Below are 22,962 nucleotides of genomic sequence, written 5' to 3'. Positions count from 1 at the left end.
GAACCACCCCATGCAGTACCGACCGCTCGGCCGCACCGGCGTCCAGGTCAGCCCGCTGTGCCTGGGCGCGATGATGTTCGGCCCCTGGGGCAACGAGGACGAAGCAGACTCGGTGCGGATCATCCACCGCGCCCTCGACTCAGGCATCAACTTCGTCGACACCGCGGACGTGTACTCCGCCGGCGTCTCGGAGGAGATCGTCGGCAAGGCCCTGAAGGACCGCCGCGAGGACGTGTTCCTGGCGACCAAGTTCTTCATGCCGATGGACCAGGACGACCCCAACCAGCGAGGCGGCTCGCGGCGCTGGATCATCCGCGAGGTCGAGAACTCGCTGCGGCGGCTCGGCACCGACCACATCGACCTGTACCAGGTCCACCGCCCCAGCCCCGACACGGACGTGGCCGAGACCCTCGGCGCCCTCACCGACCTCGTCCGCCAGGGCAAGGTCCGCTACATCGGCTCGTCGTCGTACTCCGGCTCCCAGATCGTCGAGGCCCAGTGGGTCTCGCGGGAGCGCCACCTGGAGCGGTTCGTGACCGAGCAGCCGCCGTACTCGATCCTGGTCCGCGGCATCGAGGAGGACGTCCTGCCCACCGTGCGCCGGCACGGTATGGGAACCCTCACCTACAGCCCGCTCTCCGGCGGCTGGCTCTCCGGCCGCTACCGCAGGAAGGCCACTGAGGGCCCCGCCTCCGCGGCGCGCCCCCAGGCCCGTTTCGACATGAGCACCCTCGCCAACCAGCGCAAGCTCGACGCCGTCGAACAGCTGGCCGTCCTGGCGGAGAAGGCCGGCCTCACGCTCATCGAGCTCGCCGTCGCCTTCGTCATCAAGCACCCCGGCGTCACCTCGGCGATCATCGGACCGCGCACCATGGAGCAGTTGGAGGCGTTCCTGCCCGCCGCCGACGTCACGCTGTCTTCCGACGTGCTCGACGCCATCGACGAGATCGTCGCCCCCGGGGTCACGGTCAACCCGGTCGACAACAGCTACGGCGACTTCGAGCTGCGGGCCGACCAGCGGCGACGCTGACAAGATCCGGCCCGGAGGCCCGGGGCCGGATCGCCTTCGGAACGGCCTCTGCCTCCTTGCCACCTCTGGCTCCCTGGAGAGGCGTCGCCACCTTCCGGGACTGCGGGTGCGCCGCGGGGAGGGAGGTCAGTTCTCTCGCGGCCGCCCGGCGAGGGCTTCCTGTGTCGCGGCCCAGGAGGCGAGCAGGCGCAGGCCCTCTTCGGAGGGTGAGCCGGGTTCGGCCGTGTAGATGGTGACGGTGAGGCCGGGTTCGGCCGCCATCTCCAGGCCCTCGTAGGCGAGGGTGATGTCTCCGACGGCCTCGTGGTGGAAGTTCTTGGTGCCGGTGCCGTGGTGGCGGACGTTGTGGGCACCCCAGCGGGTGCGGAAGTCGTCGCTGAGGGTGGAGAGTTCACCGACGAGGTCGTGCAGCTCCTTGTCGTGGGGGTTGCGGCCGGCCTCGGTGCGCAGGATCGCGACGGTGACGTCGGCGGCCAGCCCCAGTCGGGGTAGAAGCGGCGGGACGCGGGGTCCAGGAAGGTGAAGCGGGCGAGGTTCGCCTGGTTGTGGGGGTTCGCGTAGACGTCGCTGTAGAAGGCGCGGGCGAGGGCGTTGGCGCCGAGGATGTCCATGCGGCCGTTGCGGACGAAGGCGGGGCCTGCGGTGATCGCGTCGAGCGTCCACTGCAGGCTGCTGTGCGGGGTCCACTGCCGGGCGGGGCGTCGGCGTCGTGGGCGGGTGAGGGTGTCGGAGCCGTCGGCGGCCTGGGCCAGATGGAGGAGGTGGGCACGTTCGGCGTCATCGAGCTGGAGGGCGCGGGCGACGGACTCGAGGACGGCGGGGGAGGCACCGGCGAGGTTGCCGCGTTCGAGCTTGGCGTAGTACTCCACGCTCATGTCGGCGAGGGCCGCGACCTCGCTGCGGCGCAACCCGGGGACGCGGCGCCGGGTCCCGGAGGGCAGTCCGGCCAGCTCGGGGGTGATCTTGCCCACAGGGCGCTTGCCCTCACCTGCGACGTGACCGACGAGTCCCAGGTCGCCGCCGCCGTCGACCGCACGGTGGAGACCTTCGGACGGCTGGACATGGCCTACAACAACGCCGACATCCAGATCCCGCCCGCCGACGCCGCCGAGGAAGCGGCCGAGGTCTTCGACCGCGTCCACGCCGTCAACCTGCGCGGCATCTGGGCGAGCATGAAGCACGAGCTGCGTCACATGCGCGCCCAGGGCAGCGGAGCGATCGTCAACTGCTCCTCCCTGGGCGGCCTGGTCGGCATACCCGGCCGCGCCTCGTACCACGCCAGCAAGCACGGCGTCATCGGTCTCTGACCGGCAGCGCCGCCCTGGAATACGCCCCGCGCGGCATCCGCATCAACGCGATCTGCCCCGGCACCATCGACACCCCCATGGTGAGCGACATGATCGCCAAGGGAGAACTCGACCGCGCCGAGGCCGAAGCGAACCAGCCCATCAACCGTCTCGGCACCGCCGACGAGATCGCGCAAGCCGTCCTGTGGCTGTGCAGCCCCGGCGCCGGCTTCGTCGTCGGCGTCGCGCTGCCCGTCGACGGCGGCTACGTCGCCCAGTGACCATCGGGCCGGCGAGCGGCTCCCCCGGCGGGGTCGACCCGCTACGCAAGAAGGAGTGACAACATGCCCAAGCAGTCCGCGCCCAAGGAGCTGGAGGCGATCGCACCCAAGCTCGTCGAGGTCACCAACGAGGTGCTCTTCGGTGACGTATGGGAACATCCCGGGCTCTCACCGCGCGACCGCAGCCTGGTGACCGTCAGTGTCCTCGCCGCGCTCTACCGCAGCGAGCAGTTGCCCTATCACCTGGGCGTGGCGCTGGAGAACGGCCTGAGCGTCGAAGAGCTCTCCGAGGCCATCACCCACCTGGCCTTCTACGCCGGCTGGCCCAACGCCATGACCGCGATCAACCATCTCAAGAAGCTCACCGAAGAGCGCGACGCCTGACACCCGCACACCACTGCCCCGCAGCAAGGAACAGCTTCCGTGGAAATCGTCACGCAGACCCCGACCGCCAAGGCCCCCGCCGAGCGCTTCACCGGCGATGTGTACCTCAACATGATCGAGACCCCCGCCGAGCCGGCCCGGCTGGCGACCGCCCTGGTCCGCTTCACCCCCGGTGCGCGCACCAACTGGCACTCCCACGCCAACGGCCAGACCCTCTACATCACCGACGGTGTCGGCCTCGTCGGCACCCGTGACGGCGACGTCGTACGCGTGAGCGCCGGCCAGACGGTCAAGTGCCCGCCCGGTGAGGAGCACTGGCACGGCGGCACCGACACCACCCTCATGGCGCACATCGCCATGGTCGTGGGCGGTGCCGACGGCGACGGCACCACCTGGCTGGAACCGGTGACCGACGAGCAGTACGCCGAAGTGCTCGCCACCGTCACCCGCTGAGAGCCAATGCGACGGTCGGTGCGCGAGGGATGGGACGCACGCCCTGCATTCGATCTGATGCGGTGCCAGGAGGCGTTCTCATGGACTCGCGGCGCTCATGAGCGGGCGGCTCGTGGGGTGATGCCCTTCGGCGCCGTTTGGTCCACGACTGGTCCGGGAGAGACTCCCTTGGATGTCAGACAGTAGCGCGAAGACTCCGATCGACCACAGAGTGTAGCCGTTATTTCAGGTTGCCTGGAGCGCAGCGATGCCTCCAGGCAACCGACTTCAGGCTCTAGAAGAAGCCAAGCTTCTGAGGGCTGTAAGAACAAAGAATGTTCTTCGTCTGCTGGTAGTGCTCCAGCATCATCTTGTGGGTTTCGCGGCCGATGCCGGACTGCTTGTATCCGCCGAACGCGGCGTGCGCCGGGTACGCGTGGTAGCAGTTCGTCCAGACGCGGCCGGCCTGGATCGCGCGGCCCGCCCGGTAGGCGGTGTTGATGTCCCGCGTCCACACGCCCGCCCCGAGCCCGTACAGCGTGTCGTTCGCGACCTTGATGGCGTCGTCGAAGTCGTCGAACGACGTCACCGAGACGACCGGGCCGAAGATCTCCTCCTGGAAGATCCGCATGCGGTTGTCGCCCTCGAAGATCGTCGGCTGGACGTAGTAACCGCCCTTCAACTCCCCATCGTGCTCGATGCGTTCACCGCCGGTGAGGACCTTGGCACCTTCCTGCCGACCGATGTCCAGGTAGGAGAGAATCTTCTCCAGCTGGTCGTTGGAGGCCTGGGCGCCGATCATCGTGTCGGTGTCGAGGGGATGACCGGGCTTGATGAGTTCGGTGCGGGCGACCGCCGCTTCGAGGAATTCGCGGTAGTGGCCGCGCTGGATCAGCGCGCGGGACGGGCAGGTGCACACCTCGCCCTGGTTCAGCGCGAACATCGTGAAGCCTTCCAGCGCCTTGTCGCGGAAGTCGTCGTCGGCCGCCCACACATCGTCGAAGAAGATGTTCGGAGACTTGCCGCCGAGCTCCAGCGTGACCGGCTTGATGTTCTCCGAGGCGTACTGCATGATCAGCCGCCCCGTCGTGGTCTCGCCCGTGAACGCGACCTTCGCCACCCGGGGGCTCGACGCGAGGGGCTTTCCCGCCTCCACGCCGAAGCCGTTGACGATGTTCACCACGCCCGGGGGCAGCAGATCCGCGATCAGGCTCATCCAGTAGTGGATCGAGGCCGGGGTCTGCTCGGCGGGCTTGATGACGACCGCGTTGCCCGCGGCCAGCGCCGGGGCGAGCTTCCAGACCGCCATCAGGATGGGGAAGTTCCACGGAATGATCTGCGCGACCACACCGAGCGGCTCGTGGAAGTGGTACGCGACCGTGTCCTCGTCGACCTCGCCGAGCGAGCCCTCCTGGGCACGGATCGCGCCCGCGAAGTAGCGGAAGTGGTCGATCGCGAGCGGGATGTCGGCCGCCAGGGTCTCGCGCACCGGCTTGCCGTTCTCCCAGCTTTCGGCGACGGCCAGCTTCTCCAGGTTCGCCTCCATCCGATCGGCGATCTTGAGCAGGATGTCGGCGCGAGCGGTCACGGACGTCCGCCCCCAGCCGGGCGCCGCCGCGTGCGCCGCGTCCAGCGCGCGCTCCACGTCCTCGGCGGTGCCCCGCGCGACCTCCGTGAACGGCTGCCCGTTCACCGGACTCGGGTTCTCGAAGTACTGTCCGCGAGCCGGCGGTACGTACTCTCCGCCGATGAAGTGGTCATAGCGCGCCTGGTAGGAGACGATCGCGCCCTCGGTGCCGGGCGCCGCGTAACGGGTCATGCTGGTCTGCCTCCCGGAGAAGCGCTGCCCGCCGTTGGGCAGCTCTCGCCGCGAGGCTAGGAACCCGGACGTTGCATGGACGTTGCGCGGCGCCCTTTCGCCCGCGTGGACGGGGGCTTCGGGCGTCCGTCAGGGTCGCGCCGGTCGCTCCCTCCCGCGCGGTGCGCGATGCAGCAGACCGGGAGGCGCCGACAGCTCGGACTCCAACGCCTCCAGACGCGCCCGCACGGCCGCCGTCGGCCGCACCGCCGCCAACGCCCGCCATACGTCGAGGTCGTCCTCGCCCCACGGTGCGCGGGCCCAGTCGGCCAGCAGGTCGGGATCGCGGCGGGCGATGAGCGCCGAACGCAGTCCGTCGGCGAGCCTGTGCCGCAGCCGCACCACCGCCGGGGCACCCGAACCCGGCAGCACCGGCCCGGCGTACGCCCCCGCGGCCGCGGTGACCGCCCCGGTACCGAGCCGCCGCTCCACCACCGCGACATCGGACTCGACCGGCGCCGTCAGCCGATAGGGGCGCGAACCCAGCAGGCCCGGACCAAGGACCCGGCGCAGCCGTGCCAGTTCCGCGCGCAGCGTCACCGGCGTCACCGACTCGTCCTCGTACAGCGCGCACAACAACTCGTCGCCCGTCAGGCCTTCCGGGTGCTGGGCCAGCAGCACCAGGATCTCGCTGTGCCTGCGGCTCAGCCGGATCTTTTGGCCTCCCGCGAGCAGTTGCGCCTCGTCGCGGCCCAGCGCGGTCAGTTCCACGGTGTCGGCCATGGCCGTCGGTGGTGTGAGCAACGCCAGTTGGGACTCCGCCGCGCGCGCCACCGCCTGGACGAAACCGAGACTGTGCGGATGCGCGAGCCCGTCCCCACCGGTGATGTCCACCGCGCCGAGCACCCGCCCGGTGCGCGGATCGTGCACGGGTGCCGCCGCGCACGTCCAGGGCTGGACGCGCCGGATGAAGTGCTCCGCCGCGAACACCTGCACCGGCCGGTCGACGGCAACGGCCGTACCCGGCGCGTTCGTACCGACCGCCGTCTCCGACCACCGCGCACCCGGCACGAAGTTCATCCGCCCCGCCTGCCGCCGTGTCGCCGGATGGCCCTCGACCCACAGCAGTCGACCCTGCGCGTCGCACACTGCCAGGAGGTGCTCTCCGTCCGCCGCGAACGTCCCCATGAGTTCCCGGAACAGTGGCATCACCCGGGCCAGCGGATGCTCCGCCCGGTACGAGCCGAGATCTCCGTCCGTGAGCTCCACGCTCGCCGTGCCGTCCGGAACGACACCGGCTCGCGCCGAACGCCGCCACGAGTCGGCCACCACGGAGCGGACCGGCCGCGGCACCGTGCCCGCCTCGGTGAACGCCTCGTGGGCGCGACGCAGGATCCGCACCCGCTCGACGGGATCGGACCCTGGTTCCAGGGCCACCCATGGATCGGTCAATTCGGCCTCCCGGAAGGCGATGCGGCTGGGACCATCGTCACTTCCGGTGCGGGCGCGGACAAGCTGTGTGACCGTGCTCCGCACCCGCCGCCCACATCACCGTCGCCTTCCGGACACCCTCGAGGGCTCATCGACCCCTTGGGTCAGGCGAAGTTGACGAGTCTTATGTAGCGGGTCCAGTCCCAGTTCGGCCCCGGATCGGTGTGGTCGGTGCCCGGTACCTCGTAGTGCCCGATGATATGGGCGCGGTCCTTGGGGATGCCGTACGTGGTGCAGATCGCGGCGGTGAGCTTGGCCGACTCCTCGTACAGGGCGTTGGTGAAGTAGGCGGGCCGGTCCACCCAGCCCTCGTGCTCGATGCCGACGCTGCGCGTGTTGTAGTCCCAGTTCCCCGCGTGCCAGGCGATGTCGTGCTCCCTGACGCACTGCGCGACATGTCCGTCGGCCGATCGCACGAGGTAGTGGGCGGACACCTTCTTCTGCGGGTTCTGGAAGATGGACACGGTGTCGGAGTAGGTCGCCTGCGTGACATGAATGATCACGTAGTCGAGCGGATAGGCCGTCGGCCGGTCGGACGCCGTGTAGTTGGACGCGCTCGCCTGTGCCCATTCGGCGCCCGGATAGTCCACCGCCGCAGACTGTGCACTGGCCCGGGTGTCGGGAAGTAAGGCGTAGGGGAGGGCGGCGAGGGCTGCGCCTTTCAGCAACCGCCGCCGGCTCGGGGACGATCTGGCCCGTTCCATGGAGTGTCTGCCTTTCGATGGTGGGGGGGGTGGCGACGCTCGGCTCAGCGTCGGAGTACCGCTGCTGTGTCGCGCAGCTGTGCGTGCAGTCCGCGATGCGTCTCCCGCGCGGGCAGCCATTCCTTGCGGAGTTTGGCGACGCATGTGTAGTTGGTGTCGCAGACGTTGGCGAGCGGCGACTCGACCGCCTGGGTCGCGAACTGGTACGCGTCCAATTCGCTGAACCCGTAGTCACGCACCAGCCACTGCACCAGGTCGAGCTGGGATATCCGGAACGCGTCCTCCAAGGGGCGTGCCGAGCCGGTCGAGATGATGTGCGTGTCGGACTCGATGCGCGGCCAGGGGGTGGCCACTCCCTTGAGCAGTTCGACGATCACCACTGTGTTCATCGCGCACTCGACGGCGACTCCACAGGTCTCGCCCTCGCCCTGTCGTGCGTGCCCGTCACCGAGGCTCAACAGGGCGCCCTCGACGTTCACTCCGAGGTAACAGGTCACGCCGGCCCGCATCTCCGGAGTGTCCATGTTCCCGCCGTGCGCGTCGGGCACCAGCGCGGAGCGAACCTCGAGGTTCGCGGGTGCCACTCCGACGGTTCCGTGCATCGGATCCATCGGCAGCTCGATCCGGATGTCACTGTCACGCGCGCTGAACAGGGCGGTACGCCGCTCCCGGTCGAGCTGCCAGATCCACACGGTCTCCGGCAGCGGCGGCTGCAGCGTGGCCGTGGTGTGCGTGGAGGTGAGGGCGCCGAAGAGGGGAACCGTCGTCGATGCCGCCCAGTCGCGGGCCGGTTCGATCGAGACGAAGTGGATCGCCACCGTGTCGCCCGGCTCCGCCCCCTCCACATGGAAGGGTCCCGTCTGCGGGTTGAGGAACGGAAACTCGCACACCTCGGACACCAGGTCCTTCTCGGAGCGCACCCGTCCGGCGAAGCAGTCCTCGGTGTAGAGGTCAAGGACCGTGCCGGGCGCGATAAGGGCCACGGGCGGCGCGCCGCCGAACGTCCACGCGTACTCGCCCGGTGCGGGGCGCACGGTCAGGATCCGGGGGTCGCTCATGACTGCACAGCTCCGCTCTGCCGGGGCTCGGGGGTGGGGGAATCGTCGAAATGGACACGGGCGGTCTCGGCTATGCGCCCGGGGTGACGGCGCAGCAGGAAGATCAATACCATGACCCCCGCGATCATCCAGGCACCGACGACCGGACCCGCGTATGACACGGGCGCGGTCAGCTCGGACACGAAGTCGAAGACCGGCAGGCCCGCCGCAGTCAGCAGCGCGGGGACGAAGGCGACGATGCCGAGCAGCGGGAACAGCAGATGCCGCACCGGTTTGAACAACTCTCGCCTGCGGCGCAGGAAGTAGCCCGCGCAGGCGAGGTTCACCACGATGTACACGCCGATCACGACCGTGACGATCACTGTGGCGAGCAGCAGGAAGGCGGTCACGGGGTCGTAGGAGAAGCCGAGCCCCAGCATGGCCGCGAGCGCCACGGCCCACTGCACGGCGATTCCGGCCACGGGGGAGCGATGCCTGGGGTGCACGCGTGCGAAGAGCTGCGGGAACACCCGGATCCGCCCCAGGGCGAAGGCAGTACGCGTGGAGACATTGGCGCAGGCGTTGGCGTTGGCGATGGTCGAGTTGACCACCGCGAGGAACACGAGCACCCAGAACAGGCCGAACGAAGCGCGGGCCACGCCCTCCCAGGACGCGGCGCCGGAGGCTCCGAACCCGGCGAAGCGGTCGGGTCCGAAGTACACGGCCATGGCGTAGGTCGTCAGGACGTAGAAGAGGCCGATCGCGAGTGCCGCGCCGAGGACGGCGCGGTGCATCGTGCGGCGCGGGTCCTTGGTCTCCTCCGCGAGCGGTGCCGCCGCCTCGAACCCGGCGAAGGCGAGCACGGTGTACACCGATCCCGCGAACACGCCGCTGATGCCTTGGTATCCCTCGGCCGTGTGCGAGGTGCCGAACACCGACGATGTGTTGTCACCGCCCGCCTTGACGATCAGCCATACGGCGAAGACCACGAAGACCAGCACTTCGAACACTCCCAGGACGGTTCCGAAGCGGGCCGAGGCGCGCACTCCGAAGTACCCGGCCGCCGCGATCACCGCCGCGCCCGCGAGCGACCAGGGCCACCACAGGTCGCCCGGATACGAGGACCACTCCTGGTGCAGCGTGCCCGCCGTGGTGAACCCGAGCTGCAGGAGCAGCAGCGGAGGCACGAGCGCCTCGACGAACACATAGCCCCAGCCCACGAGGAATCCGACGGCCGGGTGGAGCCCCTGTGCCGCGTACGTGGCCACCGATCCCGCGGCGGGCAACTGCCGTGCCAGCTCGGCCACGCACGACGCGGTGAACAGGCACGCCACCAGAGCGATGAGCAGGGACAGCGGCAGACTGCCGCCCGCGAAGGCCGCGCCCGACGGAATGGACGCGGCGACCGCCGCCGCCGGCGCCATGGCCGTGATGCTCTGGAAGAGCACCTCTCGCAGCCCGATCGCCTCACGCCGCAGTCCTGGAACCCTCTCCCCCGACATGTGAACCCCCCGATTCGCCCGGACACGCGGCCAGCCGTCCGACGGCTGCGCCTCGCGTGAATTACGGTACGGCGCTTGCCGGTTGGGCAGGAAGAGTGAGGCGTGAGTCGGTGGACAGGCCCGGGACTGTGGACAACTCGGCCACCCGAAAGAGGGAATTGGTGCCGGACGGGGCGTCTCGCGACTCTCGACGCACGCCGCCCTTTTCGCCTGTCGGCTGCGCTCGCCCACCTGCTCGCTACGCCCGGCCGGCCACCACGGCCGGATCGTCGAGTACTGCCCGCACCACCGAGTGTGCCGCGCCCAGCAGTGGTCCCTCGGGACCCAGCCGTGAGACGAACACGGCACAGGCGGGACCTGCTGTGCGCCGCGCCAACTCGTCTTCCAGCGACGGCAGCAGCCATGGCGCGAGACCGGACAGCGCTCCCCCCAGCACGACGGTCTCCGGGTCCAGCAGATTGACCGCCCCGGTCAGCGCGATGCCGAGCGCTGTTCCGGCCTCGCGCAGGGCATGCCTTACCTCCGTGTCGCCGTGGGCGGCGCGTTCGGCCAGCAGCCCGACCCGGTCCTCGCCCGGCTCCAGACCTGCCGCACGCAGGACGGCTTCCTCACCCGCGTACTGTTCGAGGCACCCGCGTCCACCGCACGGGCACTCCGGCCCTTCGGGGTGGATCGGCACATGCCCCAACTCGCCCGCGAAGCCGCGCGTTCCGCGCAGCAGCCGACCGTCCACGAGCACCGCCGCGCCGATGCCGATCTCCGCCGACACATGCAGAAAGTCTCGTGGAGTCGCCTCGCCGAGCCAGAGTTCCGCGAGACCACCGAAGTTGGCCTCGTTGTCCACGGTCAGCGGCAGCTCGTTGGGCAGCAGCGTGCCCAGGTCCGTGTCGTGCCAGTCGAGATTGGGGGCGCGGACCACGGTTCGGGCGTCGCGGGCCACCAGACCGGGCACGGCCACCGCGAGGCCCGCGGGCCACAGCCCCTCCCGCTCCGCCTCGGCGATCACCTGACGTATCAGCGTCGTCAGTTCCTGGATCACCGGCTCGGGCGGCCGCCCGCGGTTCGTGCCGTGCCGCACGGCCCGGGCCCGTACCTCGCCCCGTAGATCGACCGCACACACCGCGAGATGGTCGACGCCCACCTCCGCCCCGATCCCCGCGGGACCTTGCCCGCTGACGGCGAGGGCCGAGCCCGGCCGCCCCACCCGGCCGGGCCGCTCGGGGCCCAGCTCTTCGAGGAGTCCCGAACGGATCAGCTCGTCCACCAGCGTCGACACGGCCGCTCGCGTCAGGCCGATGCGCGAGGCGACGGCGGCGCGCGACAGCGGCCCCTCGGCCTTGACGGTGTGCATCACCCGGGAGAGGTTGCGGCGACGCATGCCCTGCTGGGTGTCGGGCAGCCGACGGCCGGAACCGGTCGGGTGAACCTCGTGCAGCGGTGCGGTCATGCCTCCGTCAGTCCTCGTCCGGACGGTCCCCTCGGGCGGTCCTTGTCAGTGTCCGGTCAGTTCCGGTTCGGCTCCCGCTCCAGCAGCGGGGCCGCGTCGGAGAGTACCCCGGTGATCCTCGCGAGCGTCTCCTCGTCCCGTTCCACGGCGTCGAGCACGGGCCCGCGGGCGGTGTTCCAGCGCCGGGCGACGGCGGCCGGGTCCTCGCCCGTCAGCAGGCCCGCGGCCTGAGCGGCGGCTCCCAGCGCGACCAGTTCCTTGGCCTCGGGCACCTGAACGGGCCGCCCCGACAGCCGGCGAACCGTCTCCTGCCAGGCCGTTCCCCGGGCGCCGCCGCCGATCAGCAGCAGCGGAGCGGAGCGGTCGGCGTCCTCGTCGAGCACCAGGTCGAGCGCGCCCAGCAGCGAGTGGACCGCGCCGTCGTACGCCGCCTGGAGCAGCTGCCCACCCGTCGTGTCGTGCCGGAGTCCGTGCAGCAGTCCGGAGGCGTGCGGCAGGTTCGGCGTGCGCTCACCGTCCAGGTAGGGGAGCAGCGTCACGCCCGCGCCCGGCTCGACGGCCTCGCGGTCCAGGCCCAGCAGCGCGGCGACTCGGTCGACGGCCAGGGTGCAGTTCAGGGTGCAGGCCAGCGGGAGCCAGTCGCCGCGCGGGTCGGCGAAGCCCGCCACGGTGCCGCTCGGATCGGCGGGGCGTCGCGTCGAGACGGCGTACACCGTGCCGGAGGTGCCGAGACTCAATACCGGGGTGCCGGGGCGCAGCCCGAGGCCGAGCGCGGCGGCCGCGTTGTCGCCGGTGCCCGCGGCGACCAGTGTGCCCCTGGAGAACGGCAGCTCGTGGCCTGCATGCACGGTTCCGGCCACCTCACCGGGCCGGACGATGCGCGGGAGCAGCGCAGGGTCGAGGCCGACGTGGGCGAGAACCTCTTCGTCGTACGTCTCGGTCGCGGACGCCCACCAGCCCGTACCGGAGACATCGCCCCGGTCGGTCGTGCCTTGTCCGGTGAGACGTTCGGTGAGGTAGTCGTGGGGGAGTCGTACGGCCGCGGTCGCACGGACGGCGTCCGGCTCGTGCTCGGCCAGCCATGCCCACTTCGTGACCGTGAACGACGGACCGGGCACACTGCCGGTCCGTTCGGCCCAGGCCTTCGGGCCGCCCAGCTCCTCGACGAGCCGACGCGCCTGCGGCGCCGAGCGTACGTCGTTCCACAGCAGGGCGGGGCGTACGGGATCGCCCTGGGCGTCGAGCGTGACGAGCCCGTGCTGCTGGCCGCCGATCGACACCGCAGCGGCCTCGTGTGCCGCCTCCCCGCATTGGTGCAGGGCCTCGCAGAGCGCGTCCCACCACTGCCGCGGGTCGCTCTCGCGGCCCGCCCCCGTGGAGACGGTGTGCGGCGCCTGTCCGCTCGCCACCACCTGGCCGGTCGACGCGTCGACGACCAGGGCCTTGGTGGACTGGGTGGATGTGTCCACCCCGACGACGAGCGGACCCTCGGCTGCTGACATCGGGCTCTCCCTCTTCCGCGGCTCCGCGGGATCGGCCTGTTCTTGAGGTACCCAGGACCAGCGTGACCCGGGTTTCGCACTTCGTCTCTTCCCAGAGATGCCTTCGCATACTAATTTGTTAACTGCCATGACGAAATAGTCGGAGCTAGCAAGGAGCCGCGGCATGAACTACCAGCCCACCCCCGAGGACAGGTTCACCTTCGGCCTGTGGACCGTCGGCTGGCAGGGAAGGGACCCGTTCGGCGACGCCACCCGGCGCGCCCTGGACCCGGTCGAATCGGTGCAGCGCCTGGCCGAGCTCGGTGCCTACGGAGTGACCTTCCACGACGACGACCTGATCCCCTTCGGATCTTCGGACAGCGAGCGCGAGTCGCACGTCAAGCGGTTCAGGCAGTCCCTGGACGCGACGGGTCTGAAGGTGCCGATGGCCACCACCAACCTGTTCACGCACCCCGTCTTCAAGGACGGCGCGTTCACCGCCAACGACCGCGACGTCCGCCGCTACGCGCTGCGCAAGACGATCCGCAACATCGACCTGGCGGTCGAGCTGGGCGCCCAGACGTACGTCGCCTGGGGTGGCCGGGAGGGCGCCGAGTCGGGCGCCGCCAAGGACGTGCGCGTGGCCCTCGACCGTATGAAGGAGGCCTTCGACCTCCTCGGCGAGTACGTGACCTCCCAGGGCTACGACCTGAAGTTCGCGATCGAGCCGAAGCCGAACGAGCCGCGCGGCGACATCCTGCTGCCCACCGTCGGCCACGCTCTCGCGTTCATCGAGCGCCTGGAGCGCCCGGAGCTGTACGGCGTCAACCCCGAGGTCGGCCACGAGCAGATGGCCGGGCTGAACTTCCCGCACGGCATCGCGCAGGCGCTGTGGGCGGGCAAGCTCTTCCACATCGACCTCAACGGCCAGTCCGGCATCAAGTACGACCAGGACCTGCGCTTCGGTGCGGGCGATCTGCGCTCCGCGTTCTGGCTGGTCGACCTCCTGGAGAGCGCCGGCTACGAGGGGCCGAAGCACTTCGACTTCAAACCGCCGCGCACCGAGGACTTCGACGGAGTCTGGGCGTCGGCCGCCGGCTGCATGCGCAACTACCTGATCCTGCGCGAACGTTCCGCGGCCTTCCGCGCCGACCCCGAGGTCCAGGAGGCGCTGCGCGCCTCGCGCCTGGACGAGCTGGCGCAGCCCACCGCGGCGGACGGTCTGGAGGGGCTGCTCGCCGACCGCGCGGCCTTCGAGGGCTTCGATGTGGAGGCGGCCGCGGCGCGCGGGATGGCCTTCGAGTGTCTGGACCAGCTGGCGATGGACCACCTGCTGGGTGCACGGGGCTGATCGGGTTCCCTGGGGTGTGTGGACCTGCCGTGGGTGTGGAGGCGCGGTCCTGCCGCCCGGCGCATCCGTGAGGTCCGGACCTGCCCTCCGGCGGGTCCGGACCTGGCGTTCTCCTTCTGTGGATCTCTGCGCGGAATTCGCCGGAATCATGCGATCCATGGCATGAGTCCGTATCAACTTCCGCGCGGGGGTCGCGTCATGACCGGTTCGAGGCGACTCTTGACGGTATGGCCATGCCGCCCGTACCGCCCCAGCCCCCTCGGCCGCCGGGAGACACGTCGCCTCCTGGAGGTGGTGGTTTTGGCCCTCCGTCCGGAGGCTACGGACCTCCCCCCGGCGGCTATGGTCCGTCGCCCGGCGGCTACGGTCCCCCTCCTGATGGCTACGGACCGCCGTCGCAGGGCGGTGGCCTTCCTCCCGGACAGGGCGGCGGGGGCTGGCAGTCGCCGCCTCCTGGATCGCCCGGTGGGCCCGGTGGCCATCGAGGCGGAGGGCGGCGCCGCAACCCCCTGTTCCTCGTGCTCGCCGTGATCGTGGCCGTAGGAGCCGTCGTCGCCGTGGCCGTGGTGGTCTTCGGTGGCGACGGCAAACAGGACAAGAAGTCGCCCACCGAAAGCACACGCCGCTCACCCAGCCCCTCGCTGAGCATCCCGTCCGAACTGCCCTCCCTGCCGTCAGAGGTGCCCAGCGTCGTGCCGACACTGCCCTCGGAGGTACCCGGTGGAGTCGTACCGAGCGACCTCCAATCGCTTTTCCCGACCCTCGCGAACGACGAAGTGCCGTACTACATGCTGAAGAAGGGCGACTGTTTCGACACGTTCGACAGCCTGCCCGGCCAGGCCGCCGAGCGCTCGTGCACCAAGCCGCACGACGCCGAAGTCGTGAAGGTGGCCGAACTCAACGGCAGTTACTCGACCGACGCCGCCCTCAAGAAGGCCGCGTCGGCGCTGTGCGAATCGATACTGGAACGCACGGCGGCCAGGCAGCCCGCGGGCACCGTACGCGGCACCCTGGTGCAGTATCCGGACTCCAGCGGCTACAAGATCGGCATCGACAATGTCGCCTGCAGCCTGGCGGCGGACATCGGCAAGGGCACCAACAAGCTGACGAAGCCCCTGAAGTGAGCGCCACGCGCGCGTGGCCGCCGTTCATCGCCCACGCGCGCGTGCTCTACGAAGAGCGTCCGAGGTCAGATCCCGTGCGGCAGCCGTACGTACGTGACCGTCGTCTCGATCCCGCTGTCCACCAGTCGGCCCTCGCGTCGAACGCACCCGCCCCGTCGGTCATCCCGAAGTCGTTGTCGTTGATGAGGGCGAGCGTGTCGTGGTCCACCCGCGCGACGCCCTCGATCTTGCCGGGCACCCCTTCGACCGTGCCCAGGTCCACGACCAGGCGCTTGCTGAGCACCGGGACGCCGGCCGCCGCCGGATCGTCGTGCTGTTCCAGGGAAGGCGACGTCGTGTCGGTGTCCCACGCGTCGCCGAGAATGTCCGCGTCACGCGTGAGCTTCACCAGCTGCAGGCGGGCGGCCTTGTCGGTGCGCTCCTCGACGAGCAACCGGTCACTGCCGACGGCCACCACGGAGGAGATCTTCAGCTCGGAGGTGTCGTCCTCGCTCGGATCGACCACATTCACCGGGTCGAAGCGGTACGCGTACTCGGCCGTCACTGCCCGCTTCTTGGGCGAGAAGCGCAGCAGCCGCGTCGTGCGCGAGGTGCCTCCCGCGTCGCCGTCGGGGAGCCAGAGCGGGCTCTGCAGGGCCATCACCAGCTCGCCGTCCGGGAGTTGGGCGAGCCCTTCGAAACCACGGTTGATCTTCCGGTGCAGCAGGATGGCCGGTAGCGCCTCGACCACCGGGTAGTCCGTACCCGTCAGGTTCAGCCCCTTGGGCACGTAGCGCGTAAGCACTTCCCCTTGCGCGGAGACATGGATCAGCGAAGGGCCGTACTCGTCGACGAGCCAGAAGGTGCCGTCCTGGGCCCGCACGATGCCCTCGGTGTCCACACCGTTCGCGTCGTACGTGAGCGGAGTCCGGGCGTCATAGGAGTACGGCGCTTCGTCGCGCCCCGCCTGATTGGGCAGCCCGCCGACGGGCTTCCCGGAGGCCGTGGTGATCGGGATCGCGTCGAGCACCTTCACCGTGTCACCGCACACCCTGATCTTCACGATCGCCGGATCGAAGCCCGGCACCGGGAACGTCCGCCGCTTCTTGCCGTCCACCTTGATCTGGCCATTGGGCCCGCGGTCGGTGACCGTCCAGAACTCGCCCTTGCGCCCGGCCGGATAGATGTCACTGCCGATTCCCCCGAGGTCCACGCCCCGGTCGTCGGCCACCGTCCAGGGCAGCAGCGTGTTGCTGAACACGCCCAGAGGGATGTCGCCGAGCGTCGCGGTGCGGCTCACTCGCGACTGCGACGGGGTGCCCGCGGCGCTCGCGGTGCCGGACACCACGAAGGCGGCCAGCGCGGCGAGCGGCACACTCGCCGCGACGGATCGGTGGACGCGGCGCCGGCCGACAGCATGCGGGGACATCGAGCCTCCTGGGGCACAAGTTCGCTGACAGCGGCCAGAGTTGGCCCCCGCACCGAACGTCGCGCGACCTGGAGGTGAACTCAGGGCGTCAACCATTCATCGGGTTTCCTTCCGCCGTGGCGAGCGCCGTTGCCGGATCCTTCGCTGCCGGTCCGGCCGGGGCCCAGCGGCCCCGCTCTTTGCGATACGGCCACCACCGACCGTCGCGCCCCAGACGCAGCTGAGCGGAGGCGCCGTCCGTCGTCCAGCGGTTGCCTGCGGCGCGCAGCCGCGGCCGCTCGTCCTCGTCCCAGGCCGACTCCAGAGCCGCACGCGCGCGTGTCGGCGATACCGCCTCCACGGCCCACTCGTCCTCGAGAACGGACAGCGCGGCCACACCCCCGTACCGCCAGGCACATATGGCGAGTTGCAGCTCCTCGCGATCGCGTCCCGACCCCTCGGCGAGGCGCTGGGTGATCGCCTTCTCCGGGCCGTCCGCTGCCAGCCGGACCGCGTCCTGGCCAAGTGTCAACTCGGCCTCGACCGCACGCTGTCCGTGTCCGGAAGCCAGTGCCTCCGCGAGCAGCCGGTACGCCTGGCCCGCGGCGGCGGCCGCGAGGAACTCCACGCCGGTGGGGTCGACTCCTGGGGCGGGCATGGTCTCCATGTCCAGGGAGGGCGGCCGCCCGGGCTCGTCGGGCAGTTCCGGAAGAGCCGGCAGCGGCGGCAGGATGTTCTGGGCGGCGTACGCCTCGGCGGCGTCCACGCCTTCCCGGCCGGTGACCGGCGACTCCCGCGCGGGCGCGCTGGTGAGCTCCTGGAGCTCGTCCAGCAGGCGGCGTTCGCCGCGCCCCCGCATCAACAGCAGAACGAACGGATCCTCGTCCAGCAACCGCGCCATCTGGTAGCAGAGGGCGGCCGTGTGCCCACAGTGGTCCCAGGCGCCACAGTCGCACTCCGCCTCCAGATCGCCGAGTGCCGGCAGGAGGTCGACTCCGGCGGCCGCCGCGTCCTCGACCAGATGCGGCGGCATGTCGCGGTCGAGCAGCGCCGCGATGTGCCCCGCGCGCTCGGCGGCCATGTCCAGGAAACGGTCCCAGTGCTCCTCGGGCAGCTCCTGCAGCAGGACATCCGCACGGTGTGCGGTGCGGTCGCGGTCCTGGACGACGGCCGTGATGCGCCCCGGACGCACCGACACGGCGCCCACCGCCCCGGCGCGCGCGAGCCTGCGGCCCGTCTTCACCTGCCCCGAGTCCAACGCCGCGTCCTCCAGGGCCTTCAGCCACGCTCGGCCCCACCAGGTCTGCGCGAAACCCCGCCCGGGCTCGGGCGGCAGCGCGGCGAACGTACGCTCCTCGGTGCGATCCGTCATCGTGCGCCCCCTCGCAGCTCCACCAGGTCGGCCAGCTCCGCGTCGGTCAGCTCCGTGAGCGCTGCCTCACCGGCGCCCAGGACGGAGTCGGCCAACTGCTGCTTGCGTCGCAGCATGTCGGCGATACGGTCCTCGATGGTTCCCTCGGCGATGAGCCGGTGCACCTGGACGGGCCGGCTCTGGCCGATGCGGTAGGCGCGGTCCGTGGCCTGTGCCTCGACGGCTGGGTTCCACCAGCGGTCGTAGTGCACGACGTGTTCGGCCCGTGTCAGGTTCAGTCCCGTGCCCGCAGCCTTCAACGACAACAGGAAGACGGGGATCTCGCCCTCCTGGAAGCGCTGCACCATCGCCTCGCGCTCGTTGATGGGCGTCCCTCCGTGCAGGAACTGCGTCGACACACCACGCGCGTTCAGGTGACGCTCGATGAGGCGCGCCATCCGGACGTACTGCGTGAAGACCAGAACACTCGCGCCCTCGGCGAGGATGGTGTCGAGCAGTTCGTCCAGCAGCTCCAGCTTCCCGGACCTGTCCGGGATCTTCGGCCGGTCCTCCTTGAGGAACTGGGCCGGGTGATTGCAGATCTGCTTCAGCCCGGTCAGCAGCTTCACGATCAGACCGCGCCGCGCCATGTTGTCCGCGCCCGAGATCTCCGCAAGAGTCTCGCGCACCATGGCCTCGTACAGACCCGCCTGCTCGTTGGTGAGGGCCACGGCACGGTCGGTCTCCGTCTTCGGCGGCAGCTCGGGCGCGATGCCCGGGTCCGACTTGCGGCGGCGCAGCAGGAAGGGGCGTACGAGCTGGGCGAGCCGGTCGGCCGCCGCGGGATCGAGGCCGTCCTCGACGGCTTGCGCGTAGCGCGAGCGGAACGTGCCGAGGCTGCCGAGCAGACCTGGTGTCGTCCAGTCGAGGATCGCCCACAGTTCGGAGAGGTTGTTCTCCACCGGGGTGCCGGTGAGCGCCACACGCGCGCGTGCGCCGATGGTGCGCAGCGCCCGCGCCGTCGCCGAGTAGGGGTTCTTCACATGCTGGGCCTCGTCCGCGACCACCATGCCCCACGCCACCTCGTCGAGCCGCGACGCGTCGAGCCGCATCGTGCCGTACGTCGTGAGCACGAACTCGCCGTCGGCCAGACCCTCCAGTCCGCGCCGAGAGCCGTGGAAGCGGCGTACGGGGGTGCCGGGAGCGAATTTCTCGATCTCGCGCTGCCAGTTGCCCATCAGGGAGGCCGGGCAGACCACGAGGGTGGGGCCCGCAGCGGACTCGTCGGTCTGCCGGTGCAGATGCAGGGCGATCAGCGTGATCGTCTTGCCCAGGCCCATGTCGTCGGCCAAACAGCCGCCCAGTCCCAAAGAGGTCATCCGGGCCAGCCAGTTGAGGCCCCGCGCCTGGTAGTCCCGCAGCGTCGCGCGGAGCGCGGCGGGCTGCCCGACCGGCTCCTGTCCCTCCGGGTCCGCCAGCCGCTCCCGCAGGGTCGCCAGCCATCCCGTGGGACGGACGTCGACCCGGCGGCCGTCGACCTCCGTGGAGCCCGTCAGAGCGGCGCTCAGCGCGTCGATGGGCGTGACCTTGCGGCCCTGCTGCGCCTGGGCACGGCGCACCTCGCGCGGATCGACGAGGACCCATTGGTCGCGCAGCCGCACCATGGGCCGGTTGGCCTCGGCCAGCTGGTCCAGCTCCTGGCGGGTGAGTTGCTGGTCGCCCAGCGCGAACCACCAGTCGAAGGCGAGGAGCGCGTCCGCGGACAGGAACGAGGGCGCGTCCGAGGTGGCCTTGCCCCGGCCCTCTCCCTCGTCCAGTGGGCCGATGACCGCCCGGGTCGTCAACTTCCGTGCCAGCTCCGTCGGCCAGTACACGTCGACACCGGCGAACGCCAGCGTGCGCGAGGCTTCGCCGAGGAGCTCGGCCACTTCCTCGTCGGCGAGCTCGACGGTGTCCGGCACGGCTGCCGAGAGCAGGGGAGCGAGCGGGGCCCAGGCCCGGGCCGCGCGGCGCAGCGCGAGCAAGGCGTCCCTCCGCGCGCGTGGGCCGAAGCCGGCGGATCCGGCCCAGACTGCGGAGGCATCCGCGACGAGGGCCGGATCGCTCGCGCTGTGCAGTTGCAGCACCGCGCGGAACGGCAGCCGCGTCTCGTCCGACACCGCCGACGCCAGCCCCGGCACCTCGACGCGCAGGGAGATCCGTACGTCCGCGTCGTGCATGGCGGCGACATCTTCGGCCCAGGCGCGCTGCTCGGGCATGTGCTGGGGCTCCGGCGCCGCGAAGGGCGGACCGCCCGCCGCGAACGCCGCCGCGGGTGAGCGGGGCAGCGCGTCGGCGACCGCGTCCAGGAAGGCGCGCAGCAACCGCTCGGGCTCCGGCAGCCGCAGCGGTTCGGCTTCGTCCACCGGCGCCGCGTGCGCCTCGGGCGGCATGGCTGCCGCCAGCTCACGGATCCGCTCCAGATCCTCCGCGCGCAGCGGACCCGCACGCCACACGTCGTGGTCACCGGACGACAGCCCCGGCAGCAGCAGTCCGCGCGCGGCGAACTGGAGGGCGAGCACGGCGGCCGTGCCCCAGAACGCGGTCGCCCGCTGAACCTGTGCGACGGCACGCGCGCGCGTGAGGACCGGCAGAGCGGCCCGTACAGGAAGCAGCACAGCGGGCACGGTCACGAGCTCGACGCCCTCGTCCGCGGGCAGCACGACGGTCAGCTCCTCGGCGGAGCCGGACGCCACCGGGGGAGGGGAGTCGCCTTCAGGGCGCCAGAACGCGACGTTGCCGGTACGGGAGGGATCGGAGGGCACGAACACGGTACAGCAGTGGGCCAGTTCGGAGATCTCGGCGGGGGTTGCCGCGGGAATCCTCTGCACAGCGATGGCGTATTCCTCAAACTTGACTACTGGGGGCCGGGTCGCCGAGGGTACAGCACCCGGGAGGGCAGGCGGGCACGGCCGGCCATTTGACGTGGGTCACCTCGTGCGGGGTGTAGCCAGCACCCCTGCCGTGCGCCAGGAGACCCCCGTATCGACACGGGTGGTGGTGCCATGGTCGCCGAAGGTCACTGATTCGTACGTTTCATCAGGTCAGCCCGTTGTCTGAGAGACCGGAGACCCGCCATGCCCCAGACCGCCGCAGTCCTCGCGGAAGACCCTCCAGGGGCGAGCGTCGGGCAGACCCCTGGAAGCGAGTTCGCGCCCCTCTTGCGTACGGTCAAGGACCGGGGTCTCCTGAGGCGGCGTCACGGCTGGTACGCGCGCGAGATCGCCGCGAACGCGCTGGCCCTGGCGGCAGTCGTGACCGGCATCGCCCTGATCGGCAACTCCTGGTGGACGCTGCTCCTCGCCCCGGTGCTCGCCGTCCTCGCCGCCCGAACGGCGTTCATAGGCCACGACGCGGGCCACTCCCAGATCACCGGCGACAAGTCCGTCGGCCGCCTGATCGGCCTGATCCACGGCAACCTGCTCCTGGGGATGAGCTACTCCTGGTGGAACGACAAGCACAATCGCCACCACGCCAACCCCAACCACATCGACAAGGACCCCGACGTCGTCGCCGATGTCCTGGTGTTCACCAGTGAGCAGGCCAAGGACCGGTCCGGCTTCCGGCGCTGGCTCACCCGCAACCAGGCCTGGCTCTTCTTCCCGCTCACCCTCCTCGAAGGCGTCGCCCTGAAGGTCCATGGCTTCCAAGACCTGCGCAGGCAGCCGCCGCGTGAGCGGGTCGTGGAGGCCCTGCTGCTGATGGCCCACGTGGCCGCGTACGCGACGCTGCTGCTCACCTCCATGTCGCTCGGGAAGGCCCTGGCCTTCGCCGCCCTCCACCAGGCGCTGTTCGGCCTGCACCTGGGCATGGCCTTCGCACCCAACCACAAAGGCATGGAAATGCCCGACCCGGACGGCGAGTGCTGGGGACATCTGCGTCGCCAAGTGCTCACCTCGCGCAATGTCCGCGGAGCAGTTCTCACGGATTGGTTCCTCGGCGGCCTGAACTACCAGATCGAGCACCATTTGTTCCCTAGCATGCCCCGCCCCCATCTGCGCCTTGCCCAGCCCCTGGTGCGCGCGCACTGCCAGGAGTTGGGTATCTCCTACACGGAGACCGGGCTCGTCGACTCCTACCGGCAGGCCCTCCGCCACATGCACGAGGTCGGGGAACCTCTCAGGGTTGAGTAGGGGGCGCGCCTCAGGGACGTATCAGGGTCGCGGTCCGGAACCGTGGGAGACAGAGACCCGTTCTCAGGACAGAGAGCGGCAGCAGCCGCGAAGGAGGCGACGCACATGTCGAAGAACGCGAAGATCGCTGCGGGAGGTGTGGCGGTCGGGCTCATCCTGCTGATCTGGTTGCCCTGGTGGGCCGCCTTCCTGATCGTGCTGGGAGTCCCGGCGGCCGCATACCTTGCGCTGGACCCCTCGCAGCGGCGCAGGCTGCGCCGCGTCACGCGCAAGGAGCTCGGCCGCTGAGGAGCCACCGCCCTGGTGCTGCTCCGTCCAGCGCGCCCGAGTTCGTCGCATCGCCGCTCGCGGACGTGCCGTCGGTACGGTCCGCGATCGGCGATGCGACGCGAGGCGGATCCACCGACCTCGGCCCGTTCGAGGGGCCACTTCGACTCCCCACCCGTCCCACACACGCAGGAGCGCCCTGACGCTACGCCCGCCCGCTCACCCCGCACGCGTACGAATCCCTCCAGCGCCCTCGACGCCGGTGACCTACGAACGGCACACGACGCCGTTGCTGGCACGCCTCGCCCCGAGCGACACCAGGGCGGGCCGCCACGACACGTACCGGGCGGGCCGTCGGGCGCCGCCTCGCGGTGGCCCGGGCTGCGCTCGCGACCACGGCTCGTCGAAAACGCTGGCGAAGACGCGACCGTTGACGC

Annotated in this window: 16 protein-coding genes and 3 pseudogenes; 8 read left to right on the top strand and 11 right to left on the bottom strand. The window is 70.6% G+C overall.

Annotation, left to right across the window (positions count from 1 at the left end):
• The first annotated feature begins 10 nt into the window (after positions 1-10).
• Positions 11-1,030, top strand: a complete 1,020-nt coding sequence (locus OG390_RS07490) for an aldo/keto reductase (protein WP_406166042.1) — start codon at positions 11-13, stop codon at positions 1,028-1,030.
• Between the two features lie 126 nt (positions 1,031-1,156).
• Here the strand turns inward: OG390_RS07490 and OG390_RS07485 are convergent.
• Positions 1,157-1,905: pseudogene (locus tag OG390_RS07485) on the bottom strand (helix-turn-helix transcriptional regulator).
• Here OG390_RS07485 and OG390_RS07480 point away from each other — a divergent pair.
• From OG390_RS07480 to OG390_RS07470, 3 genes and pseudogenes are all read left to right on the top strand, one after another.
• A pseudogene (locus OG390_RS07480) lies at positions 1,810-2,597 on the top strand (SDR family oxidoreductase). The pseudogenes OG390_RS07485 and OG390_RS07480 sit on opposite strands and share 96 nt — an antisense overlap.
• Before the next feature lie 63 nt (positions 2,598-2,660).
• The gene (locus OG390_RS07475) at positions 2,661-2,981 is read left to right on the top strand and encodes a carboxymuconolactone decarboxylase family protein (protein WP_406166040.1); all 321 of its coding nucleotides are present in this window, start codon (positions 2,661-2,663) and stop codon (positions 2,979-2,981) included.
• Between the two features lie 39 nt (positions 2,982-3,020).
• Complete coding sequence (locus tag OG390_RS07470; protein ID WP_406166038.1) at positions 3,021-3,434, top strand: cupin domain-containing protein; 414 nt, start codon at positions 3,021-3,023, stop codon at positions 3,432-3,434.
• Positions 3,435-3,708: 274 nt separating this feature from the next.
• Here OG390_RS07470 and OG390_RS07465 read toward each other — a convergent pair whose 3' ends face one another.
• The 7 genes from OG390_RS07465 to xylB form a co-directional block, all read right to left on the bottom strand.
• Positions 3,709-5,232, bottom strand: coding sequence for an aldehyde dehydrogenase family protein (locus OG390_RS07465; protein ID WP_406166036.1), 1,524 nt, complete (start codon positions 5,230-5,232; stop codon positions 3,709-3,711).
• A 129-nt stretch (positions 5,233-5,361) separates the two neighbouring features.
• Complete coding sequence (locus OG390_RS07460; protein WP_406166034.1) at positions 5,362-6,663, bottom strand: GAF domain-containing protein; 1,302 nt, start codon at positions 6,661-6,663, stop codon at positions 5,362-5,364.
• A gap of 143 nt (positions 6,664-6,806) precedes the next feature.
• On the bottom strand, positions 6,807-7,406 hold the full coding sequence (locus OG390_RS07455) for an N-acetylmuramoyl-L-alanine amidase (RefSeq protein WP_406166032.1): 600 nt from the start codon (positions 7,404-7,406) through the stop codon (positions 6,807-6,809).
• Between the two features lie 44 nt (positions 7,407-7,450).
• Entirely contained in the window at positions 7,451-8,464 is a 1,014-nt protein-coding gene (locus OG390_RS07450; protein ID WP_406166030.1) for an acetamidase/formamidase family protein, read from the bottom strand.
• Positions 8,461-9,945, bottom strand: a complete 1,485-nt coding sequence (locus tag OG390_RS07445) for an APC family permease (RefSeq protein WP_406166028.1) — start codon at positions 9,943-9,945, stop codon at positions 8,461-8,463. The genes OG390_RS07450 and OG390_RS07445 overlap by 4 nt, the downstream gene beginning before the upstream one ends.
• Before the next feature lie 238 nt (positions 9,946-10,183).
• Positions 10,184-11,392 (bottom strand): ROK family protein, encoded by a 1,209-nt coding sequence (locus tag OG390_RS07440; RefSeq protein ID WP_406166026.1) that lies wholly within the window; start codon positions 11,390-11,392, stop codon positions 10,184-10,186.
• 56 nt (positions 11,393-11,448) lie between these two features.
• Entirely contained in the window at positions 11,449-12,894 is a 1,446-nt protein-coding gene (gene xylB, locus OG390_RS07435; protein ID WP_406166024.1) for a xylulokinase, read from the bottom strand.
• 163 nt (positions 12,895-13,057) lie between these two features.
• Between xylB and xylA the strand changes: the two genes are divergently transcribed.
• The gene (xylA, locus tag OG390_RS07430) at positions 13,058-14,224 is read left to right on the top strand and encodes a xylose isomerase (protein ID WP_406166022.1); all 1,167 of its coding nucleotides are present in this window, start codon (positions 13,058-13,060) and stop codon (positions 14,222-14,224) included.
• A 518-nt stretch (positions 14,225-14,742) separates the two neighbouring features.
• Positions 14,743-15,348 (top strand): hypothetical protein, encoded by a 606-nt coding sequence (locus tag OG390_RS07425; RefSeq protein WP_406166020.1) that lies wholly within the window; start codon positions 14,743-14,745, stop codon positions 15,346-15,348.
• Positions 15,349-15,413: 65 nt separating this feature from the next.
• Here OG390_RS07425 and OG390_RS07420 read toward each other — a convergent pair.
• The 3 genes and pseudogenes from OG390_RS07420 to OG390_RS07410 all read right to left on the bottom strand — a co-directional run bounded on the left by OG390_RS07420 (position 15,414) and on the right by OG390_RS07410 (position 20,956).
• Positions 15,414-16,756 (bottom strand): annotated as a pseudogene (locus OG390_RS07420) (esterase-like activity of phytase family protein).
• 88 nt (positions 16,757-16,844) lie between these two features.
• Positions 16,845-18,107, bottom strand: coding sequence for an SWF or SNF family helicase (locus OG390_RS07415; RefSeq protein ID WP_406166018.1), 1,263 nt, complete (start codon positions 18,105-18,107; stop codon positions 16,845-16,847).
• Entirely contained in the window at positions 18,104-20,956 is a 2,853-nt protein-coding gene (locus OG390_RS07410) for a DEAD/DEAH box helicase (protein ID WP_406166016.1), read from the bottom strand. Before OG390_RS07410 ends, OG390_RS07415 begins: the two co-directional genes overlap by 4 nt.
• A 246-nt stretch (positions 20,957-21,202) precedes the next feature.
• On the opposite strand from OG390_RS07410, the gene OG390_RS07405 reads away from it, so the two are divergent.
• Both OG390_RS07405 and OG390_RS07400 read left to right on the top strand, forming a co-directional pair.
• On the top strand, positions 21,203-22,258 hold the full coding sequence (locus OG390_RS07405) for an acyl-CoA desaturase (RefSeq protein ID WP_406166014.1): 1,056 nt from the start codon (positions 21,203-21,205) through the stop codon (positions 22,256-22,258).
• Positions 22,259-22,363: 105 nt separating this feature from the next.
• Positions 22,364-22,546 carry a hypothetical protein gene (locus OG390_RS07400; protein WP_151473737.1) on the top strand — a complete coding sequence of 61 codons (183 nt, stop codon included), beginning with the start codon at positions 22,364-22,366 and terminating at the stop codon, positions 22,544-22,546.
• The last annotated feature ends 416 nt before the right edge of the window (positions 22,547-22,962 follow it).

Source organism: Streptomyces sp. NBC_00996, assembly GCF_045162675.1.
Taxonomy (GTDB): Bacteria; Actinomycetota; Actinomycetes; order Streptomycetales; family Streptomycetaceae; genus Streptomyces.
This window is presented reverse-complemented; position numbering and strand designations above follow the sequence as displayed.